The sequence below is a fragment of the Vibrio sp. SNU_ST1 genome, from assembly GCF_030563405.1.
Lineage (GTDB): Bacteria > Pseudomonadota > Gammaproteobacteria > Enterobacterales > Vibrionaceae > Vibrio.
In genome coordinates this window covers 285627-305696 of sequence record NZ_CP130749.1, presented here as the reverse complement: position 1 = coordinate 305696, position 20070 = coordinate 285627, and the positions used below count along the sequence as shown (strand labels likewise).

At 43.4% G+C, this 20070-nt stretch carries 22 protein-coding genes; 11 read left to right on the top strand and 11 right to left on the bottom strand.

Going from position 1 to position 20070, the window contains the following annotated elements; all coding sequences use genetic code 11:
* Positions 1-216 precede the first annotated feature (216 nt).
* Together Q5H80_RS15655 and ppiC are read right to left on the bottom strand one after the other, a co-directional pair.
* On the bottom strand, positions 217-1602 hold the full coding sequence (locus Q5H80_RS15655) for an alpha-amylase family glycosyl hydrolase (protein WP_304570339.1): 1386 nt from the start codon (positions 1600-1602) through the stop codon (positions 217-219).
* Between the two features lie 283 nt (positions 1603-1885).
* Complete coding sequence (ppiC, locus tag Q5H80_RS15650) at positions 1886-2164, bottom strand: peptidylprolyl isomerase PpiC (protein WP_304570338.1); 279 nt, start codon at positions 2162-2164, stop codon at positions 1886-1888.
* A 283-nt stretch (positions 2165-2447) separates the two neighbouring features.
* Between ppiC and Q5H80_RS15645 the strand changes: the two genes are divergently transcribed.
* Positions 2448-3362 (top strand): chemotaxis protein, encoded by a 915-nt coding sequence (locus Q5H80_RS15645; RefSeq protein WP_304570337.1) that lies wholly within the window; start codon positions 2448-2450, stop codon positions 3360-3362.
* A 53-nt stretch (positions 3363-3415) separates the two neighbouring features.
* On the opposite strand, the gene hutZ is transcribed toward Q5H80_RS15645, so the two are convergent.
* The 3 genes from hutZ to hutW all read right to left on the bottom strand — a co-directional run bounded on the left by hutZ (position 3416) and on the right by hutW (position 6076).
* Complete coding sequence (gene hutZ, locus Q5H80_RS15640; RefSeq protein WP_304570336.1) at positions 3416-3946, bottom strand: heme utilization protein HutZ; 531 nt, start codon at positions 3944-3946, stop codon at positions 3416-3418.
* 140 nt (positions 3947-4086) lie between these two features.
* Complete coding sequence (hutX, locus tag Q5H80_RS15635; RefSeq protein WP_304570335.1) at positions 4087-4608, bottom strand: heme utilization cystosolic carrier protein HutX; 522 nt, start codon at positions 4606-4608, stop codon at positions 4087-4089.
* Between the two features lie 58 nt (positions 4609-4666).
* A complete protein-coding gene (hutW, locus tag Q5H80_RS15630) occupies positions 4667-6076 on the bottom strand; it encodes a heme anaerobic degradation radical SAM methyltransferase ChuW/HutW (protein WP_304570334.1) in 1410 nt (469 codons plus the stop codon).
* Positions 6077-6236: 160 nt separating this feature from the next.
* Between hutW and Q5H80_RS15625 the strand changes: the two genes are divergently transcribed.
* From Q5H80_RS15625 to Q5H80_RS15600, 6 genes are all read left to right on the top strand, one after another.
* Positions 6237-6998, top strand: a complete 762-nt coding sequence (locus Q5H80_RS15625; protein ID WP_304570333.1) for an energy transducer TonB — start codon at positions 6237-6239, stop codon at positions 6996-6998.
* 2 nt (positions 6999-7000) lie between these two features.
* Positions 7001-7702 (top strand): MotA/TolQ/ExbB proton channel family protein, encoded by a 702-nt coding sequence (locus tag Q5H80_RS15620; protein WP_304570332.1) that lies wholly within the window; start codon positions 7001-7003, stop codon positions 7700-7702.
* Positions 7699-8112 carry a biopolymer transporter ExbD gene (locus Q5H80_RS15615; RefSeq protein ID WP_304570331.1) on the top strand — a complete coding sequence of 138 codons (414 nt, stop codon included), beginning with the start codon at positions 7699-7701 and terminating at the stop codon, positions 8110-8112. The genes Q5H80_RS15620 and Q5H80_RS15615 overlap by 4 nt, the downstream gene beginning before the upstream one ends.
* A gap of 175 nt (positions 8113-8287) precedes the next feature.
* A complete protein-coding gene (locus Q5H80_RS15610) occupies positions 8288-9178 on the top strand; it encodes a hemin ABC transporter substrate-binding protein (RefSeq protein ID WP_304570330.1) in 891 nt (296 codons plus the stop codon).
* 106 nt (positions 9179-9284) lie between these two features.
* Entirely contained in the window at positions 9285-10322 is a 1038-nt protein-coding gene (locus Q5H80_RS15605; protein ID WP_029222281.1) for an iron ABC transporter permease, read from the top strand.
* A complete protein-coding gene (locus tag Q5H80_RS15600) occupies positions 10322-11104 on the top strand; it encodes a heme ABC transporter ATP-binding protein (RefSeq protein ID WP_304570329.1) in 783 nt (260 codons plus the stop codon). The genes Q5H80_RS15605 and Q5H80_RS15600 overlap by 1 nt, the downstream gene beginning before the upstream one ends.
* Before the next feature lie 390 nt (positions 11105-11494).
* Here Q5H80_RS15600 and Q5H80_RS15595 read toward each other — a convergent pair whose 3' ends face one another.
* Complete coding sequence (locus tag Q5H80_RS15595; protein WP_086050649.1) at positions 11495-11956, bottom strand: TetR/AcrR family transcriptional regulator; 462 nt, start codon at positions 11954-11956, stop codon at positions 11495-11497.
* 530 nt (positions 11957-12486) lie between these two features.
* Between Q5H80_RS15595 and Q5H80_RS15590 the strand changes: the two genes are divergently transcribed.
* Positions 12487-12786, top strand: a complete 300-nt coding sequence (locus Q5H80_RS15590) for a YfcZ/YiiS family protein (protein WP_009845739.1) — start codon at positions 12487-12489, stop codon at positions 12784-12786.
* Positions 12787-12822: 36 nt separating this feature from the next.
* Here the strand turns inward: Q5H80_RS15590 and Q5H80_RS15585 are convergent, their stop codons facing one another.
* The gene (locus Q5H80_RS15585; protein ID WP_304570326.1) at positions 12823-13122 is read right to left on the bottom strand and encodes a DUF1496 domain-containing protein; all 300 of its coding nucleotides are present in this window, start codon (positions 13120-13122) and stop codon (positions 12823-12825) included.
* A 101-nt stretch (positions 13123-13223) separates the two neighbouring features.
* Between Q5H80_RS15585 and Q5H80_RS15580 the strand changes: the two genes are divergently transcribed.
* Complete coding sequence (locus Q5H80_RS15580; protein WP_304570325.1) at positions 13224-13823, top strand: hypothetical protein; 600 nt, start codon at positions 13224-13226, stop codon at positions 13821-13823.
* A gap of 115 nt (positions 13824-13938) precedes the next feature.
* On the opposite strand, the gene Q5H80_RS15575 is transcribed toward Q5H80_RS15580, so the two are convergent.
* Positions 13939-15045, bottom strand: a complete 1107-nt coding sequence (locus Q5H80_RS15575) for a 1-acyl-sn-glycerol-3-phosphate acyltransferase (RefSeq protein ID WP_029223825.1) — start codon at positions 15043-15045, stop codon at positions 13939-13941.
* A 175-nt stretch (positions 15046-15220) separates the two neighbouring features.
* Here Q5H80_RS15575 and Q5H80_RS15570 point away from each other — a divergent pair, with 175 nt between their 5' ends.
* Positions 15221-15847 (top strand): AraC family transcriptional regulator, encoded by a 627-nt coding sequence (locus tag Q5H80_RS15570; RefSeq protein ID WP_304570324.1) that lies wholly within the window; start codon positions 15221-15223, stop codon positions 15845-15847.
* 121 nt (positions 15848-15968) lie between these two features.
* Here the strand turns inward: Q5H80_RS15570 and Q5H80_RS15565 are convergent, their stop codons facing one another.
* Positions 15969-16460, bottom strand: a complete 492-nt coding sequence (locus Q5H80_RS15565) for a hypothetical protein (protein ID WP_304570323.1) — start codon at positions 16458-16460, stop codon at positions 15969-15971.
* Between the two features lie 22 nt (positions 16461-16482).
* Positions 16483-17004: a nicotinate-nicotinamide nucleotide adenylyltransferase gene (locus Q5H80_RS15560; RefSeq protein ID WP_304570322.1), complete on the bottom strand. Its 522-nt coding sequence runs from the start codon at positions 17002-17004 to the stop codon at positions 16483-16485.
* Between the two features lie 109 nt (positions 17005-17113).
* On the opposite strand from Q5H80_RS15560, the gene nadE reads away from it, so the two are divergent.
* Complete coding sequence (nadE, locus tag Q5H80_RS15555; RefSeq protein ID WP_304570321.1) at positions 17114-17944, top strand: ammonia-dependent NAD(+) synthetase; 831 nt, start codon at positions 17114-17116, stop codon at positions 17942-17944.
* A gap of 140 nt (positions 17945-18084) precedes the next feature.
* Here nadE and Q5H80_RS15550 read toward each other — a convergent pair whose 3' ends face one another.
* Positions 18085-19947: a hybrid-cluster NAD(P)-dependent oxidoreductase gene (locus tag Q5H80_RS15550; RefSeq protein ID WP_304570320.1), complete on the bottom strand. Its 1863-nt coding sequence runs from the start codon at positions 19945-19947 to the stop codon at positions 18085-18087.
* Positions 19948-20070 lie beyond the last annotated feature (123 nt).

Below are 20070 nucleotides of genomic sequence, written 5' to 3'. Positions count from 1 at the left end.
TCTTTCTAACCGATTAGACGTAACTCATGCCAATCACAGTAAGTAAGTGATCATAAATAGCGCAGGAAAAAGGCTTGAGAACAAGGCGGCTCTATTTGACAAAGAGTTCCGATAAGTAGTTATTCTACAATCAAAATTTATAACGAAGTTATCGAGCGTTTTAACAAGCTAGGATGACCAGTTATTTACTACGATTGGTATCATAAAAGGCTCGATCTAATTAGTCGTCAGCATCATGCACTGATTGGATTCAACCTTAATAGTTAAGTCCTTACCAACACATTCGAACACTTTACCAGACAACAGATCCGTCACAGCGCCTGTCCAACTTAATGAAGCCGTCTTGCTTCGTTTCGACTTGTTAATCACCACAATGCCTTTATCGCCACGAACAAACACCAACAAGTCATCATTCGCTTCAACCACCCGCATCGCCTCACCATGAACGTGATTATGGAATTGAATCATGTTTTTCATGTAGGGCGCTTGCCAGTCGTTAAGCCAACGAGGTTGGCCGCTCTTGTCCAGAATACCGCTGGTGCTGAGTTCACTATAAACAAGCGGCACACCGCCATCTCGTCCAAGAATAAAGGCATGAGCTAATTGCTCGTCGACTTCATCCATCACATGCTCCAAAAACACCTCGTTATTTGGAATGTCATGAGTGACAGCAAAAGTGATCGCTCGCATATTCGACAGAGCTTGACCAAAACAATATGGGTTGATCAGAGATTTAAAGCTGCCCTGCTCTTCAAAAGCTTTGAAGATGGTATTGAACAGCGGAAAATCATACGCCCCTAAACGAGTGTGTTTAAGGTAAGGCTCAAGGAACAGTTCGTACTCTTCTTTGGTCGCACCACCGTCAGTAATGATCTCGCCAAAGATATGCATTTCTTCACAGATATCATCAGTCCACACTTTGCGTAAGTGTGACAGTGTCATGTGTTTCGCTGCATCGATGCGAAACCCTTTCACACCAATCACTTTCAAGGCTTTTAGGTAAGCTCGCTGCTGCGCAACCACATTGTCGTTGTCTAAAAGCGTTGGCAGGCCAGGGTCGCTTGCTCCACCAGTAATACGTCCGTTTTGCACTTCCCAAGTGTCTTTCCAGTTCTTGATACCAAACGCTTCTACAAAGTCGTTCTCATCAAACAAAGGTTTAGAAAGATCACCAAACAAACGAACGGATTCGTAATACTCAGAATCTTGTTGGTAAGACGCCATGTCTTGTTGATTTGGATACGTCAAATCACCGCGGATACTCGATTCGTTGGCCATGTGGTTAAACACAACGTCAACATAGGTACGAAGCCCATGTTGCTTTAACGTGTTCACCATCGTAGTGAAGTCTTGCGTGTCACCAAGTTGATTATCAATTACACGGTAATCTTGCGGTTGATAGCGCTGCCACCATTGAGTGCCAGAATCACGATCGCCACCTTTAGGCCCGCGTAACGACTTCATTGCCGGTGATACTAAAACAGATTTATAACCCAACTCTTGGATCTGAGGGGCGTTCTTCATTACGTCAGCGTAGCACCAGTCAAAAGCATGCAATATAACATCTGTCGCTGGGGTGCTTAACATAGCTGAACTCTCCATGTTGTTCTCCTACCAAACTCGTTTACAGCTTTCTAGATAAATACAAAGGCTAAAAGGCAAAGCTGCATAAATTTCCTTAAGAATGGTATTTATTATATGAGTTACTCATTAAAACCCCTCCTCCTCCCACCGATTAGTCAAGGTGGATAGTTAAGGGCGTAGCACCCATTACCGCATGGCGTCCGGGATGAACACTCAGCCATAATGTTTTTAAATGCGGCCAAAAGTGACAAAAAAGGAGCGTATCTACGCTCCCTTTATTCAATCTAACACATACTAATGACTAAGTTCGGTAAAGAACCTTCACTACGTGCCAACCAAATTTTGTTTTTACCAGATGTGGTACAAGTGTCTCGCCAGAGAAACAAATCTTATCAAACTGAGGCACCATTTGACCTTTTTTGAACTCGCCTAGGTCGCCGCCCTTTTTACCAGATGGACAGGTTGAATGCTTCTTCGCTAGCGTTTGAAATTTAGCGCCCTTTTTAAGCTGCGTTATGATCTCTTCTGCTAATTCTTTATGCTTCACCAAAATATGAAGCGCTGCTGCTGTTCTTGCCATGATAATTCTCAGTTTGTTGCGGTCAGTTTATTTGCGATGATTACGTAGAATTCATCAACGTACTGACTGTTGTAATTCTGCTTACGGCTAACGACTTGTCGACAAAAGTCCATCAAACGCCTGCGTTTAGCGTGATTTTAACCCAAGAATCGTCATTCTTCACTCTATAACCGAAAACAACCCCCTTAAAGATCTTTAAAAACCGCATAGTGACTTGCTGCGGATGCCATTTCCCTTTAAATTAATCCTTATAGATTAAGCGCGTATTAAGTAGGAGCCACTTATGGCCAAACCGATAAGTAAAGCGAGTCAGTCACAGGGAATGCTGATGTTCAAGTTATCCCTCACTCAAAGTTTTGCGATAGGCACGCTTAAGGTCAGAGAAATCGTTCCTTTCCAGCCAATGACCCAAATCCCTTACTCTCATCACCACGTGATTGGTACCGTCACTATTCGCGATCTTACGGTTCCAGTTATTGATATGTCTGCAGCTATTGGGTTTCGACCGATCACACCGATTGAATACCAAGACTGTGTGCTCATCGTGACAGATTGCTTAAGAACCGTTGTCGCATTCTTGGTTCGTTCGATTGATAAAATCATTGAATGTGACTGGAAGAGCATTGAGCCGCCACCCGCGAGTGTAGGAACCAATGTGTTTGTTACCGGCATTACACGTTTTGAAGATCGTATCGTACAGATGCTCGACGTAGAGTTATTACTTTCTAAGATTTACCCTGCTTATGAAAACGCACATATTCCGATGCTGACTGATGTCGAAAGAGAACGCCTAAAAGCGCTAAACATTCTACTGGTTGATGACTCTTTGATCGCACGAAAACAGCTGTCTGATGCCTTAGACAGCATCAACATCCCTTACAGCATTTGTAATAACGGTTTAGATGCGATTGACCTGATGAGAGACGAGGCCGCAAAAGGTACAGCAATTGATCTTCTCGTTAGTGATATTGAGATGCCAGGGCTCGATGGCTATGAACTTGCATTTGAAGTGCAAAACGACAGCGCACTCAGCCATGCCTATTGTATTTTACATACTTCACTATCCAGTGAGATCTGTGTTGACCGAGCCAATCAGGTGGGTGCACATGAAGCGCTAGAGAAATTCAATGCCGGCGAATTAATCGAAGCCATGTTGCGCGGAGCGAAAGTCTTAAACGACGCGGCTATGACTGCTTAGACACAATAAAGCCCTCTAATCAGAGGGCTCCTAAAGTAATCAGTTAAACGAGCTTACTCGTTAGACACTTTTTTGTGACCTTCTTGCAGGTGAACGAAATCCACTAGATCATCGCCAGATACTTGGTATGCCTGACCGAAACCTTTTACGAACAGGCCATTCTCTGCTTTAAGGTTGAATAGAGAAAAATCTTGAAGTTGGCTTAAACCATCAATAATTTCACCAAAACGTTCTTGCATCTGGTCAATTACTTGAGTCCAAAGCTTCGTTTCACGCTCTACAACACTTGCTTGTGCATCAAAGGTTAGACGCTTACGTGCGTAAAGCTGCTTAGAGCTCTCTTCATCTTCGATCATCATCAAAGAGACTTGAGGGTTCGCTTTTAAGTTACGAGCATGACGAGCAACGTCAGAAATTAGAACAAAGTAACCTTCTTGGTTCTGTACGAAAGGCGCGTAACTTACGTTCGGGCGACCTTCTTGATCAACTGTCGCAAGTTGAAGGGTACGGCGCTCTTGGCGAAATTCTTTGATTTCTGGACCTAGGCGACCTTGTAGACGTTCTTGTTTTACTTGTTGTTCCATCGATAATTCCTTTCTTCACTTTCTCTTATTTATTATTTTTGTCCGAGGTTGAGCGTTCATTAGTAAACTAAGTGGACCTCGAGCAGTCATATATTCTTTAAGCTAGCTGGCATCTTATTTAAGCTTGATGTTGACTGAACTTAAGCTCGTTCTTTTAGTGATTTGAAGCGTTCAACTTGGTCGGCAATAAGCTCACGCTTTTCATTGCGACCTAGGTAGATCTTAAAAATGTTCTCGCCCGTTTCACTGAAGAAGCCAAAGTAATGACTTTCACGCCCCATGAACGCTTTGCTCACCAAGCCGATATGTTTGATGTTATCCAGTTTTAAGTGGCCATGAAGTTCGCCTTCTTTACCCATGAGGTTATAGTAACCACGCGCTACTTTGCCTTTAGGGAACGGCGCCTTGACTTCGAAGATGGAGCCAAATGAATGCATTATTGTGGTCACAGGCCCCCAACCAACTAAACCTTCAAGAATCTCCTGAGCACGGCCGCCATCTAACATTACCGCCATATCACATGGAAAAGCAGCCACTACTTCAACTTCTGACACACCGAGCTTTTCGGCAATAGCTATAGGAAGCAGTTTTGGTTCTTCTTCTAGAATGCGAGCAACACGTTGTTCTAGAGTTTCTGTCATTTCTAATGTTGTATCTGTCATTGAATAGATTTCCGTATAAACAAGTAACTTACGTAAGTTATAAATTAAAAATTCGAGACTAAGCGTGTTTCAAACTTGCGTGTGGGTGAACACCCGAACCAGGCACATTTGGAACTGGGTACATAGCCTGATATTCAGCGTTAAGCACTTGAATCACACTCTGAGCGAGACTTACAGACCAGAAGCTGCCAGCAATAGTGAGGCTCAAATAATCTTCTGAAAGCTCAACTAGACCATTCTTTTCCCAATGCGAGAACAAAGGCTTCAGGTAATCGAATGTGTCTTGCCCCATAAAACTCGGCAACGTACTTCTTCTAACAACGCCAGCATCAAAACCAGCCTTCAATGAAGAGAAAGTTGGCTCTAATGAGCTTTGCTTGGTCATCATGGCTATTGGCAATTGACCTTGCTTTATAGACTCCATGTAGCGGTCTAAAGTTCGATGTTGCATCACACCATGACCACCGATGTTGCCACCAGCGCCACAACCGATTGGTAGAACTTCGGCATAAGTTTTCGCTAAGCTGTTGTAAATGCTGCGTTCGCGGTTATCACGAGTCCAATGATTCACGCTCAGTTGCTTAACCTTGTGCTTTGCCATGAACTCAACGCCCGCCGAGTACATACTCGCCTTATCTGGCGTATTAGCCGGTGGTGGGATTTTTCCTTTCTCAACAAGATTAAGCATAGGCGCGTTGCCTGAAACAATCAGTTGGTATAGGTCAATACCGTGTGCGCCAGTCGACATGTAGTCTTCTAAATCTTGTTGAAACACTTCCATAGACTGATGTGGCAACCCGTATAGCAGATCAAGAACGATAGGTGCTTGTTCAGTACGACTTAGTGAACTGATACGTTCCAACACAACTTCTCGGTCATCCAAGCGCTTAGCACTGCGCCGAACTTGAGTATTGAAACTTTGAATACCGAATGAGAAGCGATTGAAACCACCTTCCAGAGCACTATCAAACATCTGGTCGCCAAATCGATTGATGCGCCCTTCTAAGGTCATTTCAACATCATTGGCTAATGGGAAGTATTGACGAATAGCCTTGCCTAACTGCTCAACTTGTAGAGGTGATAAATCGGTGGGTGTTCCACCACCAATATAGACGGCGTGAAATAGTCCAGACTGAGCCCAAGAGGTTTTAGCTTTTTGCTTTAGCTCAACCATCAGTGAATCAAAATACTCATCCACTAATTTACGGCTTGCGGCATTTTGGAAGAAATTGCAGAAGGTACAACGCACGCGACAAAAAGGAATATGGATATACAAACAACGTTTATCCTGTTTCTTTCCTTCACTCAGCATCAACTCATCAAAGATTTCCAATTTCTTGCGCGGGTCGACCGGGATTGAGCTTCCCCCAGCATGTGCAGATTGCTTTTTGGCAAATGCAAAACGAAGTGGGTCTGGGCTAGAAACGCCCAGAATTGATTCGTCAAACTTATAGATATCAACGCTCATATAATCTCTCTAAACACTTATATAGCAAAGCCTGGAAGACTGTTTACTAAAACTGAGAGAATCATAAATAGACGCAAATGATAATGCAATTGATAATTGATCTTATTTAGATTCTAAGCAATAATCCGATACATATTTTAGATTTGGTGAAGGATTGAATGTGAACGTACCTAGATATGTTATTGCAGGCGGTGCATCGTTAGTGATTCATGCGGCGATGTTATTTGTCGCTCAAGAATCCAAAGTATTTGCAATGCCTGCAGGTAGCCAATCGAACACGGTATCGATCAACTTCACTCCAAAGAGCGTTCCCTCACAAGCTCAGCAAAAAACCGTTACACAGCCAGTTGAGCCTGAGCCAATCAAGGAAATGGTCTCACACCCAGAACCTAAACCTGTCGAACCGAAAGCAGTGGAGCCAAAGCAAGCCAAACCTGCACCAAAGAAAAAAGCGATCACCAATAAGCCTCAGCCCAAGAAAGTAGAGAAAAAGGTTGTGGAGAAGACAGTCGAGAAAAAGCCGATTCAAAAAAAACCGGTGACTCAACCAAAAAAACTGGCCGACAAGAAAGTCGATAAAAATATGGACGAGTCCGCCAACCAACCTAGACAAGTTAACCAAGGCGTGTCTAACCAAGAGCCGGTGTTAGTCACTAGGCCCTCTTTTTCAGCTCGTCCAACACCACCAAGCTACCCACGCCAAGCAAGGCGCCGAGGCGTTGAAGGTGTCGCAACTTATGAGGTCTGGTTAGATGCTGAAGGAAAACAAATTAAACAGGCATTAGTCAACTCATCAGGTGCACTAATGCTCGACAACGCTGCATTGAAAGCCATTAAGAAATGGAAGTTCTCACCTCATACTGTAAATGGTCGAGCCATTGCTCACCGTGTACAAATACCTGTTCGTTTTAAGTTGGATTAACCATGCAACAAATCAGTTACTTACAAGATCAACTTGGGCTAATGACATGGCCTCTTCTTATCTGTTCAGCATTAACAGCAATGATCATCGCAGAGCGTATCTTCCAAGTCATGCTAAGCATTGGGGTTGGCAAACGCGCTATTCGTCATGAGCTCAACCAGATTTCACCAACCAATAGCAAAGAAATCGAAGCATTAGCACAATCTATTTCCGGTAAACGACCGCTGCTTTACAAGGGCGTGTCGATGCTACTTGCACACCACTCTTTCTCAAAAGGTTTACGTGAAGATGCAGCAGGGATTTGGTTACAAGAGAAACGCCACCAGCTTCATGCAGGTTTAAGACTGCTTGGCTTGATCGGCGTCATCAGCCCGCTAATTGGCCTGCTTGGCACAGTACTTGGGCTTATTGAGATGTTTAAAGGCGTTGCCGCTACAACAGGCAGCATCACGCCTAATGATTTGGCAGACGGTCTTGGATTAGCAATGAGAACCACTGCTGCGGGTTTGATGATTGCGCTTCCTGCTATTTCAGGATCTCAACTACTCGGGTTATGGGCCGATCGAGTGCTAGCTCAGTTAGAACACACTCTGAATTATGTGAATGTTTGGCTAGAAGGCATGTCAATTCAAACCAATCAGTCTGGCAACACTCAAGGGACTCCTGTAAGTAAAGCCTCTATCGGTGATGTGAGCCAAGCATGATTAAAACGCCCCACTCATCTCAAACACAAAGCTTAGTTCCGGATTTAACACCATTACTGGACATTATATTTATCGTGATGGTTTTCCTTCTGCTGACAGCATCAGTGAAGTTGGAGTCATTAGAAGTGGAGCTTCCGAGTTCTGATATTAAAAACGTTTCTGAAGTTCATAAAGATTCGATTAGCGTCAATATCTTAGATCACGAACCTTACTGGGCGATCAACGGCCAAGAGTACATTGACTGGGAAAACTTCAAGATCGCACTGTTAGAAGAAACAGGCACATCGGATAAGAAGCCGATCATCATTGGCGCCGATAAAGCAGCCAACGTGGAAAACTTAGTGAAATTGCTGTCGTTCCTACAAGAAAACGGCATTCCAGCGACCCAATTACTCACTGAAGACGGTTAGAGCAACTCTCAAATTTTCATGAGGCCCAGCACCTTTTACAAGATTGGGCTCTTTATTGATAAGACCAAATAACCAAAGCCAACTCTCTATCGATTCAAACTTAACATGCGAACAGGCTGATCACAGAGCATCTTCGCGATTACTCTCCATCAAAAGAAAGTATAAATAAATTATTATGAAAGACTTAAAAATGCTCAACAAATTAAAGAATAACAAACATTTACTCGCAATCGCTGCGATGAGCCTAGCATTGACAGCACCTATCGCCAATGCTGACGACGTTGATCAGCCTCGAATCATTAGTGCTGGCAGCGCGGTTACTGAATTGATTCTAGCTCTGGGTGCTGAAGAACAGTTAATCGCAATTGATGTGACCAGTCACCTCCCTCAGTCAAAAAAGCTGCCAAAGATTGGTTACCACAGAAACCTTTCTGCAGAAGGCTTGATTGCGTTGCAGCCAACCACACTGATTGGTTCAGATGAAATGGGACCAGACAACGCGCTCTCTCAATTGAAATCTGTTGGTATCGATGTAGAGATCGTCAACACAGAAGCGAACGTTGAAGGGTTATTAAAGCGTATCGACCAAATCGCCAAGATAACGCATACCGAAGCTAACTCAGAGAAGGTCAAAGCTGAAGTAAATCAGAAAATAGAAGCACTACAGGCAAACCAAGTACCAAGCAACGAAGCAAAGAAAGTTTTATTCCTGTTGCTGCATGAAGGTCGTCCTGCGAACGTTGCTGGCGGTGAAACATCACCAAACGCGATCATTGAACTGGCTGGCGGTGTTAACCCTGCGGCTCAAAGTCTGACCTCTTACAAGCCCCTATCAATGGAATCACTCGTTGAGATGCAACCTGATGTCATCTTAGTGAGCGGCCGTAGCTACCAGAAAATGGGCGGCGCTGATGCCATCCTAAAATCGTTACCTATGTTAGCGGCAACGCCAGCAGGCATGAACAAACAAATAATTACCGTAAAGGGCAGCGCTTTAGTTGGAGGACTTGGTCTTGAAAGCCTTTCAGAAGCGAAGCGAATAAACGCACTTATCTACCCACTATAACTCAACTACCCTATTTTTACTGTTACTTGCTCAATCCTCATTACCGCGTCGCTTTCGTAAAGTCGGTTACGAGGATTGAAGCTAGTGATAGACATTGAGGCCCTTTATGTTGCTACGATCCGTCCCACTTAAAACATCGATGTTAGGCCTAGGTGCTACCCTAGTCTTCGTTGCACTGTTCTCCATTACAGTTGGGCCAATGAACATTAGTTTAGCTGACAGCGCAGCTAGCCTTCTCCAACCCAACAATGACTTAGCTCCACACATCAATTTGGTGATTCAAGAGATCCGCTTGCCTAGAACGATATTGTGTATGCTAATCGGCGCTATTCTTGCATTATGTGGTGCGGTAATGCAGGGGCTGTTTCGAAACCCGCTTGCCGAACCTGGCATCATAGGTGTATCTGCAGGAGCAGCATTAGGTGCGGCGTTGGCCATTGTTCTTTTCTCGGAACTTTCACTGCAATACCCTGCCTTCATGAATTTTGCAGCCGTTCCTGTATTCGCCTTTTTGGGCGGGGCCTTAACCACACTGTTGGTTTATAAGCTAGGCACGGGGAAATTCGGCACCTCGGTGACCATCATGTTATTAGCGGGTGTCGCGATTAGCGCACTATCAGGCGCAGGTATTGGCTTCTTGAACTTCATTGCTGATGACCAAATGCTGCGTGATCTTTCACTGTGGTCGATGGGATCGTTAGCTGGTGCGAAGTGGTCAGGCATTTTGCTTGCTGCTGTCACTCTCGTCGCGCTATTTATTGTTTTCTACCGTCAAGCGATGTCACTGAATGCGCTTCTACTTGGTGAGTCAGAAGCGCAGCATCTGGGTATTCCAGTACAAAAGCTCAAGCGAAAACTCATTCTACTGACAGCCGCAGGTGTCGGAATCACGGTTAGTTTGTCTGGCATGATTGGCTTCATCGGGCTTGTTATTCCTCATCTTGGCCGTATGTTGGCAGGCCCAGATCACCGAGTTCTATTGCCACTATCTGCAGTACTAGGTGCACTACTACTAACGGCTGCTGACATGTTCTCACGTGTGGTACTTGCACCGGCAGAGCTTCCAGTGGGCATTGTCACCGCAATTATCGGCGCTCCCTTCTTCTTGTATCTACTATTTCAACAGAAAGGGAGAATCCTTTAATGTTTCCTTCAGCGTTAAAAGCGACCGGCATCGAAGTAAAGTTCGGCAGTAAAGTGATATTAGACCGCGTTTCTATTGAAATTGAAGCGGGAAAGGTAACCACACTGCTTGGGCCAAATGGCGCAGGGAAAAGCACGTTACTTAAAGCTTTGTGCCAAGAGATATCAAGCACGGGTGATATTCAGTACTTTGGACATACCAAAGATAAGTGGCCCTCTCAAAAACTGGCAAAGCACTTGGCTATGCTTCCTCAGCACAGTACGTTGACCTTCCCTTTTCTGGCACACGAAGTTGTCGAGCTTGGTGGTATCCCGTTGCAAGAGTCCAACAAGAAGCTCACTAGCATAGCGAACCAGAAAATGGATGTTGCCGATGTGTCTCACCTGAGTAAAAGACTCTACCCTTCTCTATCTGGTGGTGAAAAACAGCGTGTTCACTTGGCTCGAGTACTAACCCAGCTTCACTATTCTGGTGACCAATGTATCTTGATGCTTGATGAACCCACATCAGCACTGGATCTTGCCCATCAGCACAACACGTTAAAGATCGCGAGAGAGTTAGCCGACAACCACAACGCAGCGGTTATCGTCGTTTTGCATGACTTAAACCTAGCCGCTCAATACTCAGATCGATTGGTAGTTTTGAAAGAGGGAAACTTAGTTTGCGATGGCAGTCCTTGGGAAGCACTTAAGCCTTCGATGATTGAAGATGTGTACGGCTATACAAGCATTGTCGAAAAACACCCAACGATGAACTTCCCTCAGGTTCATTCCGCACAATAAGCTCGATTAGAACAGGTTCGTTTTGAGCATTCGCTTTCTCTAACAACTACACCATTCAACGCCTCGATTTCTTCGAGGCTTTTGTTGTCTCACAGTCCCTCTCTCACCCTAAAATCAATTTTATTAGTTACCATAGCAATACCCCTTAAAACGGCTCACCTTGAGCGTTTGAGGCTCTAGAAATAAACACCATCAGTTAATGTTAGTAAGCTTTTAGTTACTCAGTAAAATGCAGACGAAACCCTAAGCATCTAAAAAGAAAAGAAATAACCTTACTCAGCACAAATACAAGATAACGACAACGGTGCGAGAGCTAGAGAAAAAAGGAAGAAAAGTGAAACTACAGGTACAAAAAAAGCCCCCTCAGGAGCTTCTTTCATTGCATGTTGATTATTGGCTCATATGAATCAATGATTTACCAATCAACCACTCTAATTCTTTACCACTAGTATCACCAAACTGAGTTTCAGTTAGCTTGTACAAGCGGTCGATACCGTTTGCCGCGAACTCATGTGCATTCTCAGCAGTAACGATATGATGGAAAAGTAAACGTAAGATCGCTAGGAACTCAGCATCTTCAAGTGCTGCAACCCAGCTAGCCGAAAATGCATCAAGGCCATTTTCAAAGTCAATGTGTTCCATGAACATCTTGAAAATACGGCCGTCTAGAGCAGCAGTAAAATCCGTTTTCTTTGGAAAGTGATGACTTATACCTGTACGAGAAACGCCTGTTTGTTGACTCAACGTCGTGTATGACATTTTGTCGTAACCCAATCTCAGTAACTGGTCTACAACGGCATCCATGATCTTCTGGATCGTGATTTCTGTATCTTCTTTACTACGCTTTGGCATATTCAGGTTCTTCTCTTTGTAAATCCATCTAACTCAACCGAGTGAAGTCAGAATGAAAATCGTTATCAGCATTATGTGAGCAAGGTATTTTTTCGCAAGTATTTCCATTAAATACCCACAAATACTTTGTACGAACAATTTTACAGTGTTGCCTCTTTGGGCACTTTGTTTAATTATTCTTCGAAAATCACCTTACAATCCTAAGTCGATAAGTTTAAATAACTACTTAGAATATGAAATACCCAACGAAAAATTCATTGTATAAATAACTGTCAAGCGATAGATACTCTTATAAAATCATTCCTGGCGCAACTAAGTGAATGATATTCTGACAAATAAATAACGTACCTCTTCAGAAAAACGTGATATTAATCACATACATATTTATCGTCGCGAATATACATATTCATTAAATATCCTATCAAACAGCATAGCATACCAGTAAAAATTAATTCAAAGATTTTGGATTTTTGTAGATACGGTTCAAATTGCTCGTTAGAATAACCTCAGACTTTGTAAGAGGATTATCTATGAGCCAAGATATTGGTAACAATGATGTATGTGAGGCTTGCGGCTGCGCAGGCGAAATCGGCTTCATCATTAAAGAAGGCGACGATGTTGCTGAAGTAACGGTTTACGGTAACTCTAAAGCACTCATTGAAACTGAGTTTGCTAAGTACGTTGAGCTTGCTAAACAAGTGTCTAGCAACGTTGAATTTGAAGCATCAGAATTGACAGAAGAAAGCACAGAATTAAATGCTCGCTTTAAGTTTGAAGTCAGTGCTGAGAAGATTATTTTCGAGCTGAAAACTCGCTCGCTAGCACGCTAATGTAAGCATTTAGGTTTACAGGATTGAAAGACGAGTTTATTGCTCGTCTTTTTTTATTATTTCAACCCAACCCAGTGAACCATTAGTCTCAAAGCTGTTTTCGGCCGCACATTTAATCACAACGCCAGACACCTCAACGACAGCACCGACACTGTATGCCTTATCATTGTAATAACAAACGCGTTGCTGTGAACCGTTCTGAGTGACGACTACAGCCTTAGTGGGCGTTGATATTATTTTATTAGCACTCGCTGATACTGAAAAAAATACAGAAGTTACAATCACAAAACCTTTTAGAATTTGACGATTTATTTCAATCACAGATTCGCCTTTCATTGTGTTCTATCCTTTTTTACCGACCAACAAATGAGTAAAACACTATGCGAGAATAAATTTTTCATTATAGTGTTAACGTCTATCGTAATAAGAAGCTTGTTATGCTCCGAATAATTGTACTTATTATTGGTTCTTTAACCATAACAAATGTGACTGCAGAACCACTCGATCAGTATCAAATATTGAACCATCTGGATAATTACGGAAACTTATATTTACGAAATAAGCCCTATACATCGCTACCGACAGGATTGATCGTCGATGGCAACTTAAATATAGAAAATACAGCGATTACACGCCTCCCCAAAGGGTTGGAAGTTAACGGAAGCCTGAAAGCAGGCAACAGCCAACTGACCCGAGTTCCATCGGGAATTAAGATAAAGGGCTACGCCGACTTGATAGGAAGTAAGATTACTCGTTGGCCGAAAGGTGTGAGAGTGGGTGGATTCATCAACCTCACAGATACCCCCCTAATACGGCTTCCCAACGGCTTTAGAGTGAAAGGAGACCTAAGCGTGATCCGTACTCCTTTAACCGAGCTACCAAACGGGATAGTGGTTGATGGCGACTTATATATTGGCGGATCTGCAATTACAGCATTTCCCGATACCATGACGGTCAGGGGCAATATCTACCTAGGTGGTAACACGATCACCACGTGGCCGACCCACTTAGATCTTGGTGGTGCTGTCGCTCGATAATTCAACCTAAAACTTCAGGTCTTAAAAGCAGATCAACAACAACAAAAAAGGAGCCCAAGGCTCCTTTTTCAATTCAATCAAGTTGCTAATCAACTTACAAGCTAACAAATGCTCGTTAACCAATATTCTTCACTGGGTTCGCATAGCTATCGATCAAGTACTGACGAGCACCTTGAGGCAAACTCGATAGTTTATCTTCAAACTCCTGCTTAACCGCAGCTGTAATCGACTCGTCTTCTTTTTCCGCAGCCAGTAAGTTCACAGGAAATAGTTTGTAGTTATCGTGGATCTGACGGTCAATCTCTTGAGCAAGTGCTTCAGGCGTATCGAAATCTTGGTCAATAACCTGACCAAAACCAACATGAACACGCCCTTTATTACCGATGATACCTTGAATGATACTTTCAATATCTTCAAACTCACCTTTTTCGTAACTGCCGTTTACGTCTTTTTCAAAAAGCTCTATCGCTTTAGCCGTGTCGCATGGGTCGTTTTCGTATGAAATAGCCACAGGAACGATCTTCAATGATTTCACGTACTCAGGAAATACGATTTTTTGCTTACGCCCTTCAACATGGAACATCTTCAGAATTGCTGGCTCTGTGAAGTCATTGCCGTCTTTTGCACGACCTTCTTTCTGAGCGATCCAAATAGAGTTACCTGTTTCTAGAGAGTGCTTAATGTACGAAGACAACTGCCCTAGCGCTTTCATCATTTCACGTGGCCCTTTTAGAGAACGTTTTACGATGAAACTTTTGTTCAGACGCATCAATTCAGTCGCACATGGCTTCTTTAGTAGGTTATCACCAATGGCAATGCGGCAAGTTTGATGATTTTTCAGATGCAAAGCGTAATTAACTAACGCTGGATCCATAGCAATGTCACGATGGTTTGATACAAACAGGTACGCTTGGTTCGCATCCAATGACTCTAAACCCGTGTATGTCACCCCTTTAGTGGTTTTAGCGAGCGTATCGCGTAAATACTTTTTCACTTCAATCTGAATGGATTCAACGCTAGTCAGCTTGCTCCATTTCATTTTCAAGTACACTCGCAAGATCGGGCTCATTAACGCTTTGAACCAAGACGCATGGTTTGAAAAACGATAGTGCAAGATCGCACTGATAAATTCTTCATCATTGATAAGACGGTTTAGTGCCGCTGGAATTTCATCATCGCCGTAAGGACGAATATCAACATATGGATCGGTTGGAGAGGTCATTTTTTCATTCATATAATAAAAAGCTAGCTCATTCTACGCGTTGTTTTGACTTATCGCAGCTACAGAGCCCATACTTTTGACAAGGTCAGACCAGAAACATCGAAAATGCCCTGTTATTATTGGCATTCTTTAAGATTAACGGTAATCTTGACGCCCCAAGACTAAGGTACTATCTATGAACTTCGCTATTGAATATACATCGGCTTACTTTTCACACCTGGTGATTACACCACGCAAAAAAGTACTTAAGCATAGCCTTGTATCGGTTCAAAGTGGTTTGGTTTTGATTAAGCTGGGCAAACAAGAGTATGCCGTCGAGCCAGGTCAAAGCGTCTGGGTTCCATATGGCTGCCTAACATCACTGACCTACTTTCCAAACACACAGGTTAATCGTGTCGACTTTTCTGTGCGCTTGACGGATTCATTCCCAAGACAAGCGGGATACGTCACGCAAACGAACCTCTCTTCTGCGTTACTAGAAAAGCTAGAACTTACTAAGTCTCGTACTCTAAAAACGAATAATACTGAGCAAGCGTTTAAAGATATGCTTTCTGTATTGAAGCAAGAAGTGTTGTCGTTTAAACCACTGCTTTGTGAAAGTGCTCTGTCTCAGCGATTCAATCAATGGAATGTTGATGATTCGAATCTGCCACAAGAACACACCTTGGTGATGGTAATGCGCGAAGCAAAGAAACGTATGCAGTCAGGTCAAAAGCGTGCGCTTGTGATTGATGATTTGTTCTCAGGTAAAGAAGAAGAGTTCGAACAGCTGTGCATGCTTGTTTTTGGTGAAGATTTATAGCTTGGCAATAAATTATAGCTAATATTGAAAGCAGCAAACCAGATACTAAAAAGCCGCAAAAACTCAACTTTTGCGGCTTTTTAAATTCTTAGCACTTAGAGAAAGCTTAATGACCACCTATCTAGAATGGCAGCTCAATTTGCATCATTAAGTCTGCATCACGAACGTCATGCCAGCGGTAATCAAAGCGCATACGCGGCTGCCCTTCAACTTTATCACCAAAACCAATGCTCAGCTGAAGACCATGATTCATCAACCACTCTTCTGTCGACATATTATACTGATCATCTTCTAGCTCTTCTGGAAACCACATACCAAGACCAACATAGTTAGACTCGAGGCTCTGAGTTAACAAAGGCGCATCTTTGCTTTGAATAACCCAATCAGACCAGTAATCAGGCTTAGTTTGAGGTTCTGGTTCGCTTAACCCACTAAGCTCCAACATACTTTGGCCGAAAGCTTCAAGGCTCGTAGAAAAGTCTAAACAGCTATTTTCGTCATCAGAAGTCAGCATTACCGAATCTAGGCTAAAAAAATTACACTCAGCATATGCAGGTAAACTGTATGCTGCAATGATCATCGTCGCTGGTATCGCGCGCTTTAGCATAGTCATCAGACCTCTTGAGTGAGTGAATCTACATTATTGTATACAGCCCACTATCTTGCAATATCTTTGTAACTGACTTTGTACTCAGTTTTGCAACATCGCTTCCACTTAGCAGCGCATTGCGGATATCAGTACTACGAATTTTCACTTTTTCAGGGCAAGCCATTACAGACCACCGCTCGGTAATCTCATCTGATTTATAAAAAGATGAGAACTTAAAGAAGTTGTCAGGACCTATAACAAACGTGAGTTCCGCATCACGATGTAACTTCTGAAGTGCGCTGAGCACCGCATAAGTCGTTACGCTTTCACCTGGAGAAAATAGGCTTTTTTCGACCAAAGAAAGCTCCACTTGATCCAATGAAAGATCGCTAATAAATGCGTTAACTAACTGACATCTCGTATCAAAGTCTAGCATCTCTTTTCCCCAAGCATGGGCAATACTTGGAACGAGCAGGATTTTGTCAAAGTGAGCCAATGAATCAATCACACTTTTATGCCCTAAACTCGGTGGATTAAACGCACTACCGAAAATGGCTATTTTTTCCATTAATTATTACTGCCTTCTCTTTCTAAGCTTGTGCAAAGAGGTTTTTAAATCGGATGATTTAGGTATGATAACACTAGATTTTTAATTTGCTTGCAGGAAAGGAATACGAATGGAACAGTTAATTCGTGACGAAATGCGCGTACTACCTTCAATTGACCCTCACTTCGAAGTGACTCGTCGTGTGGAGTTTATCAAAACGAAACTTCAACAGTCAGGATGCAAATCACTGATCCTTGGTATCAGTGGCGGTGTAGACTCAACAACCTGTGGCCGTTTGGCACAAATGGCAATCAACAGCCTGAATGAAAACTCTGACAACAACGACTACCAATTCATTGCTGTTCGCCTGCCTTATGGTGAGCAAAAAGATGAAGACGAAGCACAGCTTGCTCTCTCTTTCATCCAGCCTTCTCAATCTGTTTCTGTCAACATTAAAGCAGGGGTTGATGGGCTTCACGAAGCATCTCACGTTGCTCTTGCAGGCACAGGTCTACTACCAACAGATTCAGCAAAAGTCGATTTTGTGAAAGGCAATGTGAAAGCTCGTGCTCGCATGATCGCGCAATACGAAATCGCAGGTTACGTTGGCGGGCTTGTAATTGGTACTGACCACTCAGCTGAAAACATCACTGGTTTCTACACTAAGCACGGCGATGGCGCATGCGACTTAGCACCACTGTTTGGCTTGAACAAACGCCAAGTTCGTGAACTTGCAGCAATGTTAGGCGCTCCAGAGCAACTTGTTAAGAAAGTACCCACAGCTGATCTAGAAGAGCTTGAACCACAGAAAGCCGATGAAGCAGCCTTGAACCTTTCTTATGATCAAATCGATGATTTCCTTGAAGGCAAAGAAGTCCCTCAAGACGTATCCGATCGCTTAGTTAGCATCTACAAGGCAACACAGCACAAGCGTCAACCTATCCCAACGATCTACGATTAATTTTAGTTAATCAATGACATCGTAAGGCTAACTAGGTTGTAAAAATAACGACGTAGTAAGAATCAAAAGGCCGGAAGTTCATTTAGTGAGCTTCCGGCCTTTTCTATATAATGCGCTTTTCTTTTTAACCTAACGAGTCGTTAATCCACAACTTCGATATCGGTTTGAGGCACACTGCAACACGCCAGTATCTGCCCCATGTTACGTTCATGGTCTTGCAACGCTGGTACATCAGGTTGATGAACTTGTCCTGACTCAAGCGTCACTTTACAAGCGCCACAGAAACCCGCACGACAACTTGAAGCAATAGATACCCCCGCAGCCTCGGCTTGCTCCAACAGCGTTGATTGGTTATTACCTTCAAACAAGTAACCGTTAACACTCAACTGTAGTTGCTTCACCGCCTCTTCTGTTGGCCGAGCAACACCAAACGCCTCCTGATGGTATTGCTGAGGGTTCAATCCCATTTGAATCAACAGCTTCTTGGCATTATCCATAAAGCCATCAGGGCCACACACGAACGCTTGGCGCTTATGTAGTTCTTCAACTTTAGCAACATGCGACACGCTTAGACGCCCAGATAAACCATCCCACTCTTTGGTTGGTTGGCTTAATGAATAAATCACACGAAGACCCGTGTGCTCACTGGCGATCTTATCAATTTCAGCTTGATAAGGGATGTCTTCTTCGCTGCTGCATTGATGATAGAAAACCACGTCATCAATTTGACCATGGTCGGCTAGGTAGCGAAGCATCGACAGCATTGGAGTTATGCCGCTGCCTGCAGACAAAAGCAGTAGTGGATGCTTAGGGTTTTCTTCTAGGTAAAAGGCGCCATCTGGATTTTGAGCAACAAGGGTGTCGCCCACTTGGAAATGGTCATTTAACCAGTTTGAGATTTGGCCATCGTCTACTCGCTTGACAGAAATAGCTAAACGCCCCGCGCGTGACGGGCTAGAAGATAACGTGTAACGACGAGAAACTTTTTCGCCATTAATAACCATTTCAATCGGCAAGTGCTGCCCAGGCTGGTAACTTGGCAGGGAGTGGTTCTCTTTCGCTGGCTCTAACCAAAACGTAGTGAAGTCACGAGCGATCTCTTCGCGCTCAACACAGGTTAGATGCAGTGACTCAACCCAAGTGTCTTCATAGTGTTCTTTCTCTTTGGTTTCAAGCACTTCAACCACATCACCCGCTTTCACTAAACCTTCATTTTTAGCCACAAGATTCTGACCAAAGAAAACACCACCGCGCTCATTCGCTCTGAATGTAGAGAAGGTATTAAGTGGCTCTTTTGTCGCTCGGAACTCACCTAACTCAACATCAACTGTCGTTAGAATACAGCGCTCACAAGGTTTAACCGCTTCAAATTCAACCTCACCAATACGAATACGCTTCCAGCCGTCTTCAGCAAAGGCTTCAGTATTGGAAACCACAAAGTTAGTTCGGAACTGGTCCATTGAATGTGTTTCTGGGCTGCGGCGATTAAGTTCATCAAGAGAGGCTTGGCTGATTATTAACATTGGGTAGCCGTCGGCAAAGCTTACATTATGACCAAGCTTTTCTCGAACACGATTCGATTGCTCACCAGAGAACAGTAGCTCAACACGAACACCAAGCACATCGCTGAACCAATCATCGGCTTCATCATTGGTGGTGTAAGCTGTGAAACTGTCTTTCCATACCGTTGCTGGCGCTTCTTGCATCTTGAAGTTCGCGTATTTTAAACGTAGCGGTTGTTTACCTTCATAAGTGAAGATCAAACCGTCTGGTTGCAAGCTTGAAGATACCTTAACCATTTTCGGATACTTACGAGCCGTAACCATTGACCCGTCAGATAACGCCAACATAAAGCGTCTATCGAAGGTAAGGCCTTGTTTTTCAACCCAAGCAGAAGAGAGCGAGATCCCGCCCACTGATTTAACCGGAAACACATTAATTTGAGATAAAGAAGGCTCTTGAACTGAATGCTCTTGATCCGAAGGTAGCTGCGACTGCGACATAACGATTCCAATGTTTTGTTGTTTGCGGCAATGCTAACAAATAGTTATAAAAACACAAATAAATTGGCAATCATCAAGCTCCTAATACTAAGTTAATATCTTGACTTATTTAATGCATGATTT